At 44.5% G+C, this 16,883-nt stretch carries 14 protein-coding genes and 2 tRNA genes; 2 read left to right on the forward strand and 14 right to left on the reverse strand.

Features of this window, described 5'->3' with window-relative positions:
- Positions 1-4: 4 nt before the first annotated feature.
- From nusA to rlmE, 10 genes are all read right to left on the reverse strand, one after another.
- Positions 5-1,492: a transcription termination factor NusA gene (nusA, locus tag BP27_RS0107570; protein ID WP_027851038.1), complete on the reverse strand. Its 1,488-nt coding sequence runs from the start codon at positions 1,490-1,492 to the stop codon at positions 5-7.
- 27 nt (positions 1,493-1,519) lie between these two features.
- Positions 1,520-1,990, reverse strand: coding sequence for a ribosome maturation factor RimP (gene rimP / locus BP27_RS0107575; RefSeq protein WP_027851039.1), 471 nt, complete (start codon positions 1,988-1,990; stop codon positions 1,520-1,522).
- Between the two features lie 145 nt (positions 1,991-2,135).
- A tRNA-Met gene (locus tag BP27_RS0107580) sits at positions 2,136-2,212 on the reverse strand.
- Positions 2,213-2,294: 82 nt separating this feature from the next.
- Positions 2,295-2,381: transfer RNA gene (locus tag BP27_RS0107585), tRNA-Leu, on the reverse strand.
- Between the two features lie 103 nt (positions 2,382-2,484).
- Entirely contained in the window at positions 2,485-2,826 is a 342-nt protein-coding gene (gene secG, locus BP27_RS0107590) for a preprotein translocase subunit SecG (RefSeq protein WP_027851040.1), read from the reverse strand.
- Positions 2,827-2,831: 5 nt separating this feature from the next.
- The gene (tpiA, locus tag BP27_RS0107595; protein WP_027851041.1) at positions 2,832-3,578 is read right to left on the reverse strand and encodes a triose-phosphate isomerase; all 747 of its coding nucleotides are present in this window, start codon (positions 3,576-3,578) and stop codon (positions 2,832-2,834) included.
- Positions 3,579-3,635: 57 nt separating this feature from the next.
- Positions 3,636-4,976, reverse strand: a complete 1,341-nt coding sequence (glmM, locus tag BP27_RS0107600) for a phosphoglucosamine mutase (protein ID WP_027851042.1) — start codon at positions 4,974-4,976, stop codon at positions 3,636-3,638.
- Between the two features lie 14 nt (positions 4,977-4,990).
- Positions 4,991-5,827 (reverse strand): dihydropteroate synthase, encoded by an 837-nt coding sequence (gene folP, locus BP27_RS0107605; RefSeq protein ID WP_027851043.1) that lies wholly within the window; start codon positions 5,825-5,827, stop codon positions 4,991-4,993.
- 58 nt (positions 5,828-5,885) lie between these two features.
- Complete coding sequence (gene ftsH, locus BP27_RS0107610; RefSeq protein WP_027851044.1) at positions 5,886-7,853, reverse strand: ATP-dependent zinc metalloprotease FtsH; 1,968 nt, start codon at positions 7,851-7,853, stop codon at positions 5,886-5,888.
- A gap of 166 nt (positions 7,854-8,019) precedes the next feature.
- Positions 8,020-8,640 (reverse strand): 23S rRNA (uridine(2552)-2'-O)-methyltransferase RlmE, encoded by a 621-nt coding sequence (gene rlmE, locus BP27_RS0107615; RefSeq protein WP_027851045.1) that lies wholly within the window; start codon positions 8,638-8,640, stop codon positions 8,020-8,022.
- 114 nt (positions 8,641-8,754) lie between these two features.
- Here rlmE and BP27_RS0107620 point away from each other — a divergent pair, with 114 nt between their 5' ends.
- The gene (locus BP27_RS0107620; protein WP_027851046.1) at positions 8,755-9,066 is read left to right on the forward strand and encodes a YhbY family RNA-binding protein; all 312 of its coding nucleotides are present in this window, start codon (positions 8,755-8,757) and stop codon (positions 9,064-9,066) included.
- Positions 9,067-9,157: 91 nt separating this feature from the next.
- On the opposite strand, the gene greA is transcribed toward BP27_RS0107620, so the two are convergent.
- The 4 genes from greA to dapB all read right to left on the reverse strand — a co-directional run bounded on the left by greA (position 9,158) and on the right by dapB (position 15,049).
- Positions 9,158-9,643: a transcription elongation factor GreA gene (greA, locus tag BP27_RS0107625; RefSeq protein WP_027851047.1), complete on the reverse strand. Its 486-nt coding sequence runs from the start codon at positions 9,641-9,643 to the stop codon at positions 9,158-9,160.
- A 2-nt stretch (positions 9,644-9,645) separates the two neighbouring features.
- The gene (gene carB / locus BP27_RS0107630; RefSeq protein ID WP_027851048.1) at positions 9,646-12,867 is read right to left on the reverse strand and encodes a carbamoyl-phosphate synthase large subunit; all 3,222 of its coding nucleotides are present in this window, start codon (positions 12,865-12,867) and stop codon (positions 9,646-9,648) included.
- 23 nt (positions 12,868-12,890) lie between these two features.
- Positions 12,891-14,048 (reverse strand): glutamine-hydrolyzing carbamoyl-phosphate synthase small subunit, encoded by a 1,158-nt coding sequence (gene carA, locus BP27_RS0107635; RefSeq protein WP_027851049.1) that lies wholly within the window; start codon positions 14,046-14,048, stop codon positions 12,891-12,893.
- A gap of 197 nt (positions 14,049-14,245) precedes the next feature.
- Positions 14,246-15,049: a 4-hydroxy-tetrahydrodipicolinate reductase gene (gene dapB / locus BP27_RS0107640; RefSeq protein ID WP_027851050.1), complete on the reverse strand. Its 804-nt coding sequence runs from the start codon at positions 15,047-15,049 to the stop codon at positions 14,246-14,248.
- A 168-nt stretch (positions 15,050-15,217) separates the two neighbouring features.
- On the opposite strand from dapB, the gene BP27_RS0107645 reads away from it, so the two are divergent.
- Positions 15,218-16,882, forward strand: coding sequence for an HD family phosphohydrolase (locus BP27_RS0107645; protein WP_084324542.1), 1,665 nt, complete (start codon positions 15,218-15,220; stop codon positions 16,880-16,882).
- Position 16,883 lies beyond the last annotated feature (1 nt).

A 16,883-nucleotide genomic window follows, 5' to 3' on the forward strand; every position in this document is an offset into this window, starting at 1 on the left:
ACGCTCAAGCTTCATCTTCAAACCAGTGAGCGCGGGCCGCCATAATCATTTTACCGGCACGCTCTTCGGTCATAGCCTCGATATCCATAAGGTCATCAATGGATTGTTCGGCAAGATCATCAAGGGTGGTTAGCCCTTTAAGTGCAAGTGCTGATGCTAAGGTACGATCCATGCCCTCAAGATTGAGCAGGGCTTCTTCTGGACTAGCAACTGCCAAAGCTTCTTCAGAGGCAATCTCTAAAGTCAGCAACTCATTCTTCGCACGACGGCGAAGCTCATTAACCAGGTCTTCATCTAAACCATCAATTTCTAGGAATTCTTCTAGTGGCACATAAGCCACTTCTTCCAAGCTTGTAAAACCTTCATCTACCAGCGTTCTAGCTAGGTCATCATCAATATCTAGGTGTTGAATAAAATATTGAATCAGCACGTCGGCTTCTTGCTCTTGCTTACCGCTAGCTTCTTGCTCTGTCATTACATTAAGGCGCCAACCGGTAAGGTCACGCGCCAGCTTAACATTTTGACCACCACGACCTATGGCTTGGGCTAGGTTATCTTCTGCTACGGCCACATCCATAGAGTGAGCATCTTCATCTACAATAATAGATGCAACTTCAGCAGGTGCCATGGCATTAATAACTAGCTGCGCAGGGTTGTCGTCCCACAAAACTATATCTACGCGTTCATTGCTTAGCTCGTTAGAAACGGCCTGTACGCGTGAACCACGCATACCTACACAAGCACCAACTGGGTCTATACGACGGTCGTTAGTTTTAACTGCAATTTTAGCACGCGAACCTGGGTCACGTGCAGCACCACGAACTTCGATTAGCTGCTCTGAAATTTCTGGCACTTCAATTTTAAATAGTTCAACCAGCATTTCTGGGCAGGTACGAGAAAGCACTAGCTGTGGACCGCGGTTATTGGGGTTCACTTCTAGAAGAATGGCACGTACGCGATCATTCATACGGAACTTTTCGCCAGGTATCATTTCATGGCGAGAAAGGTAGGCTTCTGCATTGCCACCCAAATCAATTATTAAGCCATCTCGGGTGGTTTTCTTAACAATGCCCGAAACAAGACCACCTTGCTGATCTAGGTATTGACGAACAACTTCAGCTCTTTCTGCTTCGCGTACTTTTTGAACTATAACTTGCTTAGCAGTTTGTGCAGCAATACGCCCAAACTCAATGGAAGGTACTTTTTCTTCTTTAACATCACCAACGACTAAGTCTTCTTCTTTTGCTGCCGTTGCCGGTAGCTCAAATTCTGGCTCTGTAAAGTCTTCGTCATCAACGACTAACCAACGACGAAAGCTATCGTACTCACCGGTTTTACGGTCGATGCTGACTCGAATATCAACACCTTCTTCCATAAAGCGTTTTTTGGTTGCACTGGCTAGCGCAGCTTCTATTGCTTCAAATATGGTTTCTTTGGGAACGCCTTTTTCATTGGAGACGGCATCCACCACCAAAAGGATCTCTTTACTCATGCCTCAGCCTCTTAGAAACAGTCCTTGCTACTTATTTGGTTTTTCCAGGTCAGGTTTAACTCTTGCCTGGTCGATAGTTTCAAACGGAAAACAATACTCATCCTCGTCTACCTGAAGAATAACCTCATCTTCTTCTATACCTTTTAAAAGACCAGTAAATTTACGCTGACCTTCATAAGCAAGGCGTAATTTTAATTGTACTTGATGGCCTGAAAAACGCTGGTAGTGATCGAGCTTATAAAGTGGCCTATCCATTCCTGGTGACGACACTTCTAGGTTGTACTCACTTTCGATGGGGTCTTCTACATCCATCAACGCACTAATTTGACGACTGACCTGCGCACAGTTTTCAACTGTAATACCCTGTTCACTTTCAATATATATTCGTAGCAGCGTATGTTGACCACGACCACTGAACTCTAGTCCCCAGAATTCAAATCCAAGAGACTGAACAACCGGCTCTATTAGCTGTTCTAGTAGCTTATCTTTACTTGACACAGAAAAGGCTCCAGCTCTGCCTAGGCAGATCAGATGATCCAAGGCCGGAAAACTTCGGGGGGATAAGGCTGTACTGCGCCACCTGCGCGAAGATTTTTTCGACCTAACAAAAAGCCCCTTAAAAAAGGGGCTTCTGATTAAATCTTGGTAGCGGGGGCTGGATTCGAACCAACGACCTTCGGGTTATGAGCCCGACGAGCTACCAGGCTGCTCCACCCCGCATCAGAGAAGGTGGAATTATAAGGGCTGACAAGTGTTAGGTCAACCACTAACTATAATTCCTTTTACATCTACTACTACAATTTGGTGCCGAAGGCGGGACTCGAACCCGCACAGGCTTTAGCCCACTACCACCTCAAGGTAGCGCGTCTACCAATTCCGCCACTTCGGCCTAACTGTTCACACTAAATCTACTAACTACAACTTGTAAGGCGGCCAAATGATAGTGCCGCCCAAGCTACTTAGCAAGCCCTAAGCTAAAATAAACTTAGCGCTTACTCTGTTTGCGGATTTTCTATCACTTCATTGTCATCGAGTAGTGGTAAGCGCTCACGCTCAAACTCTTCAATGACTTCATCTGAAGGCATACCCAAGTCTGGTGAGTATTCTTGAGATGCTAAATAAGCCAAACCCATACTGGTAGCAAAGAAGCCAGCAGCTAACAGGCCAGTCATTTTACCCAAAAACCCAACCGGCCCTAAACTACCGAACACTGTATTGGATGCACCGCCACCAAAAGATGCGCCTGCTTCTGCACCCTTACCTTGCTGCATAAGCACTAGTAAAATAACACCTAGGCCTAGCATTACATGAATTACTAAAATGATACTATGCATCTTTATTATTCCGCTGCTTTTCCGATTGCTAAAAACTGATCAGCATCTAGCGATGCTCCACCAATCAACCCGCCATCTATATCTGGCATTTTAAGTAATGACGCAGCATTATCAGGCTTCATACTACCGCCATACAAGAACAACATTTTTTCTGCTAATGCTTTATCTACTTTTGCTACTAGCGAGCGTAGAAAGGCATGAACTTCTTGCGCCTGCTCGGGTGTTGCAGTTAAACCTGTACCTATAGCCCAAACTGGCTCGTAGGCTACAACCACTTTTTGTAATTGCGCCAAGGATAATTGCTTAACTAGGGGTGTTAACTGTTGTGAAACCACCTGATTAGTTTCACCAGCTTCACGTTGCGCCAAGGTTTCTCCCACACAAATAACTGGGATAATGCCTGCTGCCAAAGCTCGTTTAGCCTTTTCTACAACCGATGCGTCAGTTTCTGAGTGATACTGGCGGCGTTCTGAGTGCCCAAGCAAAACATGGCTAACACCTAGATCTGCCAACATGGTGGCAGAAACTTCACCAGTGTAGGCACCATCTTCTGCTTGTGAACAATCTTGTGCCCCTACTCCAATATTACTCTCAGCTAAAATCTGTATTGCTTGTGACAAGTAAGGGTAGGGTGGAAAAACCAATAACTTGGCGCTAGGTGCTTGCTTACTAAGCATTTTTTCGAGCAGACTGGTTACCATCTGCTGACTAGCATGCATTTTCCAGTTGCCTGCTACCAATTTTTGTCGCATTAATTCAGCCTATAAATAATTCAGGGGCATGGATTCTATTAAAAATCTGCTCTAAGCTCAACTAGCAACATCAGTAATCACTGCTGCTATCTCTTCTGCTAACGCCTGAACTTCTTCTTGTTCATCACCTTCCACCATAACCCTAAGTAATGGTTCAGTACCTGAAGGGCGCAATAAAATTCTACCGCGACCGTTCATACGAGCTTCAATATCTTTTATTTTAGCTTGCACTTGTGGATGGCGTATTAGTGCGTCTTTGTTGTCATCGGTACGAATATTAACCAGACTTTGCGGCATTTTTTTCATTCCTTGCAGTAAAACATCTACTTGGCCATCAGCTTCTTGAATGGCTTGCAAGACTTGCAATGCAGCAACAATACCGTCACCCGTTGATTGCACATGGCGGCAAACTAAGTGACCTGAGTTTTCGCCACCCACTAACCAGTTTTTCTTTTGTAGCTCGGCCATTACATAACGGTCGCCCACTTTGGCACGTATAAAGGGAATTTCAGCTTCTGCTAAGGCTAACTCTAAGCCTAGGTTACTCATTTCCGTACCTACAATTCCGCCTTGTAACTGGTCTTTGCTTTGCAGGTTTTTGGCAAGAATATAAAGCAGATCATCGCCATCTAGCAGACGACCGGTGCGAGTGACCATTACTAGCCTGTCACCATCACCATCGAAACCTATACCTAGATCTGCCCCTGTTTCTAGCACTCTATCTTGCAGAGCTCGTGGATTAGTAGAGCCATAGCCTTTGTTTATATTTAAGCCATCAGGCTGTGCACCAATCACATCTACACTGGCACCTAGCTCTCTAAAAACCTCAGGTGCAATGTGGTAGGTAGCACCGTGAGCACAATCCACGACTAAGGTCATACCTTGCAAACTAGCATTAAAAGGCAAAGTGTTTTTGCAAAATTCGATATAACGTCCAGCGGCATCATTAATGCGTCTAGCTTTCCCTAGCAATGCTGGTGCAACTGTTTCGATGGGGTTTTCTAGCCAGGCTTCAATTTCTAGCTCTACCTCATCGGGTAGCTTTTCACCACTTCTTGAAAAGAACTTAATGCCGTTATCTTCAAAAGAATTATGCGATGCACTAATAACTATGCCTGCATCGGCATGGAAGGTTTGGGTGAGATAGGCTATTCCAGGAGTAGGCATAGGGCCAAGCAAATAGACATCAACCCCAGCAGCAGATAAGCCTGCCTCTAATGCTGACTCAAACATATAACCAGATAAACGCGTGTCTTTACCGATTAAAATACGTTTTTTACCTTGTTTGGCAAACACCTTACCCGCTGCCCAACCTAGCTTTAGTACAAAATCTGGGGTAATTGGATGCTCACCCACACGCCCACGAATTCCATCTGTACCAAAATATTTTCTAGTCATTATTAGTCCTGATTTTAAGTAAGGTTTAAAGCCTGCTCTGTTGCCTGCCAAACCTGCAAAGCATCCTTTAAGCCTGCAACTGAGTGAACGCGTAAAATTTTAGCACCCTGCTGCGCAGCTAACAAATGCGCACCAATACCTGCAGCATCTCTATCTAGTGCTGCCTTGCCAGTAATCTCACCCAGCATGCGCTTACGAGACATGCCAACCAATAAGGGTCTATTTAAACTGGTGAGTTTATTTAAGTTAGCCAGCAAGGCTAAATTGTGGGGTAGCAGTTTGGCAAATCCAAAACCTGGGTCGAGTAAAATCTTTTCTTCGGCTATACCTGCAGCAACACAAGCTTGCATTCGTTTAGCTAACCAGTTTTTTACTTCTGCAACCACATCCAAGTAATCAGTTTGCTGCTGCATAGATGAGGGTTCACCACGCATGTGCATAATACAAACAGGTAAGTTGGTTGCTTGAGCAGCTTCTAGCGCACCTTCACGAGTAAAAGAGCGCACATCATTCAACAAGTTAGCACCTAGCTTAGCCGCCTCCAGCATCAGCTTAGGGTTGCTGGTGTCGATTGAGATCATCACTGCTGATTCTTTGCGCAAGCCTTCCAACACAGGTAAAACACGATCTAACTCTTCTTGCTCACCGACATCCTTAGCACCCGGACGGGTAGATTCACCACCCAAGTCTATAAAGCTAGCGCCTTCTGCTTCTAAATCTAAGGCTTGTTTAATTGCCAGATTAACTGAGGTGTAACGACCGCCATCGGAGAAAGAATCAGGCGTAACATTAACTATGCCCATTATTTGGGGCTGCTTTAGATCAACTAGTGGAAATATTTTAGAAAACATAACGTCTATTCAAAGAAAACCCCGCCAAAGCGGGGTTAGAACTGAGCTTAGTGACCAACTAGTGAACTGAACCACCCAGAGGGTCTGCAGGTTTAATATCAGGCTTTCTATCCTCTTCTGCATCTTCAGCTTCTTGGTTAGCCTGGGCAGAATCAGTATCAGCCTTTACTCCACCCTCACCATCATCATTCCAGTCTTTAGGTGGCTGAGGTTTTATACCTTTCATTATGTCGTCAATTTGGCTGGCATCAATGGTTTCATATTCCATTAAGGCATCCTTCATTAACTCCATTTGTTCACGGTGCTCTTCAAGCAGTTTAACGGCTTCTTCATAGCAGTCATCCAGAATTTTTCTAATTTCTGCATCAAGTAGCTTAGCTGTATCACCACCAACACCCATGCCACTACCGGAGCCACCGCCTCCACCTTTAAGAAAGGGATCGCTGTCATCTTCTGTATAAAGCACAGGGCCTGCTTTATCGGATAAGCCCCACTTGGTTACCATGTTGCGTGCCATTTTAGTGGCTTGCTGAATATCATTCGATGCACCTGTAGAAACACCATCTGCACCATAGAACATTTCTTCAGCAATACGACCACCGTAGGCAGAGGTAATGCGACTCAACAAATAGCGGCGACTGTAAGAAACCTTGTCTTCTTCAGGCAAGAACATGGTTACACCTAAAGCACGGCCACGTGGAATAATTGAGACTTTATATACCGGGTCATGGTCGGGCAATAAGCGACCTAAAATAGCATGACCTGCTTCATGGTAAGCAGTCATGGTTTTATCTTTTTCTGTCATCACCATGGACTTACGCTCAGCGCCCATCATGATTTTATCTTTGGCCTTATCAAACTCTTCCATACTCACTAAGCGACGATTAGTACGAGCAGAGAAAAGAGCTGCTTCGTTCACTAGGTTAGCTAAGTCTGCACCTGAGAAGCCAGGTGTACCACGAGCAATAACAGAAGGCTTAACATCATCATCTAAAGGTACTTTGCGCATGTGAACATTCAGTATTTGTTCACGACCACGAATATCTGGCAAAGCAACCACTACTTGGCGGTCAAATCGACCTGGGCGTAGTAGAGCTTGGTCAAGCACATCTGGCCGGTTAGTTGCTGCTATTACTATCACACCATCGTTAGCTTCAAAACCGTCCATCTCTACAAGTAACTGGTTAAGCGTTTGTTCTCGCTCATCATTACCACCACCCATACCTGCACCACGGTGACGACCTACAGCATCTATTTCATCTATAAAAATAATGCAGGGTGAGCTTTTTTTGGCTTGTTCGAACATATCGCGTACACGAGAAGCACCCACACCCACAAACATTTCTACAAAGTCTGAACCTGAAATACTAAAGAAAGGTACCTTAGCTTCACCTGCTACAGCCTTGGCTAACAAGGTTTTACCTGTACCCGGGCTACCCACCATTAAGACACCACGGGGAATTTTACCGCCCAGACGCTGAAACTTACCTGGATCACGTAGAAACTCAACCAGCTCGGCTACGTCTTCTTTAGCTTCATCACAGCCTGCTACATCAGCAAAGGTTGTTTTAATTTGATCTTGAGTTAATAAACGTGCCTTAGACTTACCAAAACTCATCGGCCCGCCTTTACCACCAGCACCACCTTGCATTTGGCGCATAAAGAACATAAATACAGCCATAATTAACAAGATAGGAAAGCTAGCAACCAATAAGCGCATCCAAATGCTCTGTCCTTCAGGCTTTTTACCTTCGACTAGAACATTGTTGCTTAGTAGGTCATCCATTAAACGCGGGTCATCTGCAGCTGGACGAATTGTTTGAAAGCGTGATCCATCTACCCGCTCTCCAAAAATATCGTAGCCATCAATAACTACTTTCTTAACTCTTTTTTGCTGCACTTCATGCACAAACTGAGAGTAGTTTGTGGTGTTTGGCGTGGTTTCAACATTAAAGCTGTTAAACACCGTCAGCAAAACTGCTGCGATGACCAGCCATAGAATGAGATTTTTGGCCATATCGTTCAAGGCAATGCCCTCTTTGTAGATTTTGTCTGACCAACAATGAGTTGATTAAAGTCAGACTAAACAGAATAACTATACTACATCACTTAACAGCTAAGACCGATACCAAAGGGTAACAATTCAATTTATTCTTTATATGACCACAATAGCTAAACACTGTTACTAGCTTTTATCCCTTGTAGCCTCTAGCTAATAAATAAACTTCACGAGACCTAGCTCTCGATGCCACGGGTTTACGCGTTAAAACTTTGGTGAAGCGGCTGCGCAAGAGCTTTAAATACTCTTCATAACCTTCACCTTGAAAAACTTTTGCTAAAAAATCACCCTGCGGCTTTAACACCTGCTCAGCAAGATCGAGTGCTAACTCTACCAGATACATTGCTTTGGGTTGATCTATAGCATTCATTCCACTGAGATTGGGTGCCATATCTGAAATTACAAGGTCTGCTTGTTTTCCTTGCATGGACTCAAGCAATAATTCCAGAATTTCATCTTCTGTAAAATCACCTTGAATAAACTCCACATCGGGAACTGCATCCATAGGCAAAATATCTGAAGCAATAATTTTTCCTTGGCTACCCAACTTTTCAGACAGCAACTGCGACCAGCCTCCGGGTGCTGAACCTAAGTCAATAACCGTCATACCTGGACGAAACAATCGATCCTTTTCATCAATTTCAGCTAGCTTATAGGTAGCACGCGATCGATAACCATCTTTTTGTGCTTTTTTGACCCACACATCATCTACATGCTCTTTTAGCCAAGCTGCACTGGTTTTTGAACGTGCCACAAGAACCTCATAAAAAATTTTAGCCAGCTAAAGGATGACCTAAACCACCTTCAGGCACTAGAATAGGCGAAACAGCAACTGCTGCCCTAATTAACTAAAGCTGAGTAGATTAACATGAGCCTGAAAGGCACACAAAAGAAACAACTAAGAACCTTAGGTCACGACCTCAACCCGGTGGTACTTATTGCAGAGAATGGCTTGTCAGAAGGTGTTGTAAAAGAAGCCGACCGCGCAATAACTGACCACGAACTGATTAAAATACGTTTTAACCTAGATGACCGTGATGATCGCAATGCAATGATGGCGCAATTAGCTGACAAGCTTCAAGCCGAACTCGTGCAAACCATCGGCAAAATTGGGCTTTATTACCGTGCAGCTCGCAAACCTAACCCTAAATTGTCTAATTTGTTACGTTTTGCTGAATAGATTTTAGTTAAACAAAAAAACCGCACCTTTTTTAAAAAAGTATGCGGTTTTTTTATTAGGTGCTCATTAACGAAACAGTCAACAAACTTAGCTAACCTTCTTCACCGTAACGAATTTCACCTATCTCAAACTCCACATCACCCTTAGGGGTTTTGATATGTGCAACATCGCCCTCTTCTTTACCTATTAGGCCTCGCGCTATAGGTGAAGTGTAAGATATTTTACCAATATTAACGTTGGCTTCATCTTCACCTACTAGGGTATAAGTTACCTCTTCATCGGTATCTAGGTTGATTAAATCAACTGTCACACCAAAAACCACTTTACCCACCTTGGGCAGGGTAGTGACATCAATAACCTGCGCGTTAGATAACTTACCTTCAATTTCTTGAATACGACCTTCGATAAAGCCTTGTTGTTCTCGAGCAGCATGGTATTCAGCATTTTCTTTTAAATCACCATGCTCTCTGGCTTCAGCAATAGCAGCAATAACCTGGGGTCGCTCTACTGTTTTTAATTGATTCAACTCTTCACGCAGGTTTTTTTCACCTGCTAGAGTCATTGGACTTTTTTGCATAACTATACATCTCCTTGATGCAGATCCTGCAAACGACGCACTTGAATATTCATACCATATTCTAGCGCTTGGCACAGGGCAGCCGCTCCGGCTAGGGTGGTGCTGTAAGGCACCTTATGCTGTAAAGCGGCACGTCGAATACCAGCAGAGTCTGCTGTAGATTGACGACCTTCAGTGGTATTAACGATATAGGCTATTTCATCATTTTTAACCTTATCTACTATATGTGGGCGACCTTCTGCCACTTTATTTACCACTTCAGCCTCATAGCCAGCTGCTTTTAATACTGCGGCAGTACCGCTAGTCGCTATTAGCTTAAAACCCAGTTTATCTAAAGAGGCTGCAACTTCAGCTATGTAAGGCTTGTCTGCCTCACGCACTGAAAGAAAAGCTAAACCACCGGCCTTAGGCATTTTTTCGCCTGCACCCAGTTGTGATTTCATAAAGGCTTCAGCAAAGGTAGCGCCACTACCCATCACTTCACCTGTAGACTTCATTTCTGGGCCAAGAATCGGGTCGACACCCTGGAACTTGTTGAAAGGGAAAACGGCCTCTTTAACGCTAAAGAAAGGCGGAATAATTTCCTTTTCAAAACCCTGATCTTTCAGGCTAGTACCTGCCATACAGCGGGCAGCTACTTGTGCTAGCGAGGTACCTATGCATTTGGACACAAAAGGTACCGTACGTGATGCACGCGGGTTCACTTCTATCACATAAATAGTGTCGTCTTGGTAGGCAAGTTGCACGTTCATTAAGCCAACCACACCCAACTCTCGTGCCATTTTGGCAATTACAACACGCATTCTGTCCTGAACTTCGGCAGGTAAAGAATAGGGTGGTAAAGAACAAGCTGAGTCACCTGAGTGAACACCGGCTTGTTCAATATGCTGCATAATGCCGCCTATCACCACATCTTTACCATCGCACACCGCATCAACATCAATTTCTATGGCTGCGTTTAAGAAATGGTCTAACAATACTGGGCTGTCATTGGAAACTTTAACAGCACTGGTTAGGTAGCGTTCTAACTCTTCTGGGCCATAAACAATTTCCATTGCTCGGCCACCTAACACATAGGAAGGACGCACAACTAAGGGATAGCCTATGTTTTCAGCTTTTGCTAAGGCTTCATCAAAACTACGTACCGTTGCATTGGGTGGCTGAACCAGGTCTAGTTTTTCAATCATTTGCTGGAAACGCTCACGGTCTTCAGCACGGTCAATTGCATCAGGTGTTGTACCTATAATTGGTACACCAGCCGCTTCTAATTCACGCGCCAGCTTCAATGGGGTTTGACCACCAAACTGTACTATCACACCCTTAGGCTGTTCTTTTTGAACTATCTCTAATACGTCTTCTAGGGTTACCGGCTCAAAGTAGAGGCGATCAGAAGTGTCATAGTCAGTAGAAACGGTTTCTGGGTTACAGTTCACCATAATGGTTTCGTAACCATCATCACGCATAGCAAAGGCAGCATGAACACAGCAATAGTCAAACTCTATACCCTGACCTATACGGTTAGGGCCGCCACCTAAAACCATAATTTTATCGCGGTTAGAGGGGCTAGCTTCACACTCTTCTTCGTAGGTGGAATACATATAAGCAGTGCTGGTAGAAAACTCTGCTGCACAGGTATCTACGCGCTTATAGGTTGGATGTACATTAAACTGGTGGCGTAATTTACGGAAAGAGTTTTCAGACACTCCCAGCAATTCTGCTAAACGGGCATCTGAGAAACCTTTACGTTTTAGGCGGTAAACCTTGTCATAATCTAGGTCACCAAAACCGGTGCGTGAAACTTCAGCTTCTAAGTTAATTAACTCTTCAAGCTGAATTAGGTACCAGTGATCAACATGAGTAAGGCGGTGTATTTCTTCTAAACTCATGCCTGAGCGGAAGGCATCACCTATGTACCAAATGCGATCGGCACCTGGGTTTTGTAGTTCACGCTTAAGGCTGGCCAAAGATTCATCATCAAACTTTTCTAATTTTGGATCTAAGCCATTCACACCCACTTCTAGGCCGCGCAAGGCTTTTTGCAAAGATTCTTGGAAAGTGCGACCTATGGCCATTACCTCACCCACCGACTTCATTTGCGTGGTTAGGCGGTCATTGGCTTGAGGAAATTTTTCAAAGGTGAATCGAGGAATTTTAGTAACAACATAATCGATGGTTGGCTCAAATGAAGCAGGCGTTAAACCACCGGTAATATCATTTTGTAGTTCATCTAGGGTGTAACCTACCGCTAATTTGGCAGCAATTTTAGCAATCGGGAAGCCTGTTGCTTTCGATGCTAAAGCTGACGAACGACTCACACGCGGGTTCATTTCAATCACAACCATGCGGCCAGTATCTGGGCAGATACCAAACTGCACGTTAGAGCCACCCGTTTCAACACCTATTTCACGCAAAACTGCCAAAGAGGCATCACGCATGATTTGGTATTCTTTGTCGGTTAGGGTTTGCGCTGGTGCTACGGTAATTGAGTCTCCGGTATGCACACCCATGGCATCGAAGTTTTCAATTGAACAAACGATAATACAGTTATCATTTTTGTCGCGTACGACTTCCATCTCGTATTCTTTCCAACCAATCAGCGACTCATCAATCAGCAGCTCTTTGGTAGGTGAGAGGTCTAGACCACGCAAACAAATCTCTTCAAACTCTTCTTTGTTGTAGGCGATACCGCCGCCTGATCCGCCCATGGTAAAGGAAGGGCGAATAATGCAAGGAAAACCCAGGTCTGCTTGTACCTGCCAAGCTTCTTCCATGCTATGAGCAATTTTGGCGCGCGGGCACTCTAAGCCAATTTTTTTCATGGCTGTATCAAAGCGCTGACGGTCTTCTGCTTTGTCAATAGTGTCTGCGTTAGCACCTATCATTTCTACGCCATACTTTTCTAGTACGCCGTATTTCTCTAGGTCTAGAGCGCAGTTAAGTGCCGTTTGACCACCCATAGTTGGTAGCAAGGCATCTGGACGCTCTTTTTCAATAATTTTTTCTACTACTTCCCAGTGGATAGGCTCGATGTAGGTCGCATCAGCCATAACAGGGTCGGTCATAATAGTGGCAGGATTAGAGTTAACCAAAATAACTCGATAACCCTCTTCACGCAGTGCTTTACAGGCTTGCGCACCTGAATAGTCAAACTCGCAGGCCTGACCTATAACAATAGGGCCAGCACCTAGAATCAGTATGCTTTTAATATCTGTACGTTTTGGCATAAAACTCTCAATTTCTAACGGGTTCAGGCGGCCGAATTTTTACGGGCTTCGATCAAAGCAATAAAGCGATCAAACAAGGAAGATACATCCTTTGGACCTGAGCTAGCTTCTGGGTGACCTTGAAAACTAAAAGCTGCTTTATCGGTACGCTCTATACCTTGCAAGGTGCCATCGAACAACGACTTGTGCGTAGCACGTAAGGTTGCAGGTAAGGAGCTTTCATCTACGGCAAAGCCATGATTTTGACTGGTGATCATCACAACTTTGGTGTCTAAATCTTGTACTGGATGATTGGCACCATGATGCCCTGTTGGCATTTTTACTGTTTTAGCACCTGAGGCTAGAGCTAATAATTGGTGGCCTAGGCAAATACCAAAGACAGGCATGTCTGTTTCTAGTATTTCAGCGATGGCTTTAATAGCATAGTCACAAGGCTCTGGATCACCTGGACCGTTGGTTAAAAATACGCCATCAGGATTCATAGCCAAAACATCAGCTGCTGGTGTAGCGGCAGGCACCAAAGTGACACGACAACCACGGCTAGCCAACATACGTAACATATTGAACTTCACACCATAGTCATAAGCCACCACATGATAATCCTGCTTGGCTGGGTCATGTTGTGGGTAGCCTGCACCTAAAGCCCACACACCCTCATTCCACTCTTGAACTGTTTTGGTGGTGACTTCTTTAACTAAATCTAAGCCTTTTAAGCCAACAGAGTTTTTTGCTGCTGTAATGGCTTGCTCTTCAGCCTTATCTGCAGCGGCAGCTTCGCCCGCTAAGATACAGCCTTTTAGCGTGCCTTTATTACGCAACAGGTGGGTTAAGCGGCGTGTATCTATCTCACTAATAGCAACAAGGTTGTTTTTTTGTAAATAATCACTTAAAGACATTTCACTACGGAAGTTGCTTGCCAACAAAGGAAGGTCACGAATAATTAAGCCAGCAGCACCCATAGAAGAAGATTCAACATCTTCTGAGTTAATGCCAGTGCTTCCGATGTGCGGGTAAGTGAGAGTCACCAATTGGCGGGTATAAGAAGGGTCAGTCAGAATTTCTTGATAGCCGGTCATTGAGGTGTTGAATACTACCTCACCAACAGTCTGTCCATCAGCACCTATAGCGATACCTTTAAACACACTGCCGTCTTCTAGGGCCAGAATAGCGGGTCTGGTCAAAACAGTTTCCTCCCATAACAGGCTTTCAGCAGGGCCGTCTGTTCACGACCAATACCGATTTTGGGTTGCAAAAAAGCGAGATGAACTGGTGTCCATCCCGCTTTCTTATATAATTTGGTAGGTAAGCTTTTGCCCTGCAATTGGACGCTTATCTAAGCAATTCTACCGCAAAAGCCTTACTAAGGTCTAGAACCAAATTACTTTAAATTAAGCACATCTTGCATATCGTATAGACCAGCAGGCTTGCTTTCTAACCAAGCAGCAGCTCTTACAGCACCTTTTGCAAAAGTCATACGGCTTGATGCCTTGTGGGTAATTTCAACTCGCTCACCTTCATTACCAAAGACTACCGTATGATCACCCACCACATCACCAACGCGCATGGTGGCAAAACCTATGGTTTCAGACTTACGCGCACCCGTTTGGCCTTCTCGTCCATAAACAGCGACTTCTTTTAGGTTGCGACCCAAAGCTTTAGCAACCACTTCACCCATGCCTAAAGCAGTACCTGAAGGTGCATCTACTTTATGGCGATGATGGGCTTCAACAATTTCCACATCATAATCATCACCCAAAGCTTCTGCCGCCAACTCTAGTAATCGAAAGCAGACATTCACGCCCACACTCATATTGGGTGCAAAAACGATAGGTGCTTTTTTGGCTGCAACTGCTAGTTCGGCTTTTTCTTCATCATTTAAGCCGGTTGTACCTATAACCATGGCTTTACCCTTAGCTGCACAAAAAGCAGCATTGGCTAAGGTTACGGCAGGTGCAGTAAAATCTATTAACAGGTCAAAATCATCCACAACCTTCTCTAAAGAATCTGCTACCTGAACACCTACTCGACTCACGCTTGCTAGCTCGCCTAAATCAACACCCACTAGACTAGAACCTGGCTCAACTATCCCTGCCGCAAGTTTTACTTTTGCGTTTTCAGTGACTGCCTGTATTAGGGTTTTACCCATGCGACCGCCCGCACCCATGACTGCAACTCTAACCATAACCTTCCCCATAGAATTTTATAAAGTTAATATGCTTGGCATTATACTTTAATTTTGCCAACCTAAGGCACTTGAGACTTAGCAACCTACATTTGTGAAGCAGTTCACCTAACCATGCATTCTTTTTGCTAAGATAAATTACCATCTGCTGTTAACTAGGGGTTAATAATGCCATCTATGCTCTCTTCTAACCCTAGCTATGAGCGCGTCAAACGTTTAAATGCTATAGGGATAGCTCTTTCTGCTCAAAAGGATCAAAGCAAACTACTTGAAATGATTTTAAATAGTGCGCGTGAACTTACCCAAGCTGATGCTGGCACGCTTTACATGGTTGAGCCAAGTAGCGACTCGCTCCGTTTTGCTCTAGTGCAAAATGATCAGTTGAAAATTCACTTAGGTGGCAGTGGCCAACCTGTTGGCGATAACTTTCCTCTTATCCCTTTACACTTAGAAGATAACTCACCTAATGAGCGCATGATTGTTGCTTGGTCCGTTCTCAATAAAAAAACTGCACGTATAAAAGATGCCTATGATGAAAAAGGCTTCGACTTTTCAGGCACTCGTGCCTTTGACGAACAAACCGGTTATCGCTCACAGTCTTTTTTAACTATCCCGCTACTCAACCACGAAGGCGAAGTAATTGCCGCACTGCAATTATTAAACAAACTAAATTCAGCAGGTCAAACAGTTGAGTTTGACGAGGAAGATCAAGGCATTGCAGAATCTCTAGCATCGCAAGCCGCCGTGGCACTAACTAACCGCCGTCTTATCGATGAGTTGCGCACTCTATTCGATAGCTTCACTCAAGTTATTGCTAGCGCCATTGACTCCAAGTCTGCACACACAGGCGCACACTGCCGGCGCGTGCCTGATGTAACACTCATGTTGGCTGAAGCGGCCAATGGAATTAATTTCCCAGGGCTTGAAGGCTTTAGCATGAGTGAAGAAGACAGGTATGAACTTAAAACAGCGGCTTGGTTACACGACTGCGGCAAGGTAGTAACACCCCATCATATAATGGAAAAGTCGACTAAATTAGAAACACTGGTTGACCGCATCGATTTTATTGCTGACCGCTTTGAAATTTTGCGTCGCGATCTAGAAGTAGCGAAACTAAAAGAAGAACTAGCTGCAAGCAAACAAGGTCAGTCACTCGACAAAGCTCGACTAGATTTTTATGACCAGCTAGAAAACCAGCTAAAAGATGACCTGGCCTTTTTAAAAACCGCTAACACAGGCGGTGAATTTATGGCAGATAAACACCTGACTAGACTTGCCAACTTAAGCAAAGAAGGCTGGATAGATCTTAATGGACAACGTAAAACTCTATTAAGTGATGACGAGCTAGCCAACCTCAGTATTCGTCGCGGCACACTTAATCAAGATGAGCGTAAAATCATGGAAGGCCACATGGTGCATACCCTTGCTATGTTAGAACAGCTACCCTTTCCACGTCATCTCCAGCGTGTGCCAGAATATGCTGGCGGACATCACGAGCGAATGGATGGCAAAGGCTACCCCAGCGGCCTAACCCGTGAGCAAATGTCGATACCTGCACGAATCATGGGTGTTGCTGATGTATTTGAAGCTTTAACAGCCCATGAAAGACCCTATAAAAAGCCTATGCCACTATCTCAGGCACTCACCATTATGGGTCGCATGGTTGAAGATAATCACTTAGACCCAGATATCTACACGCTATTTGTTTACAAAAAAGTTTACCTTGATTACGCTAAGAAACATTTGCGCGAAGAACAAATAGATGAAGTGGACATCCATACCCTTCCGGGCATTCAATTAGATTCAATTAATAACTTGCACGCAAGGAGCTAGC

It is taken from the genome of Marinospirillum insulare DSM 21763 (genome assembly GCF_000686905.1).
Taxonomy (GTDB): domain Bacteria; phylum Pseudomonadota; class Gammaproteobacteria; order Pseudomonadales; family Halomonadaceae; genus Marinospirillum; species Marinospirillum insulare.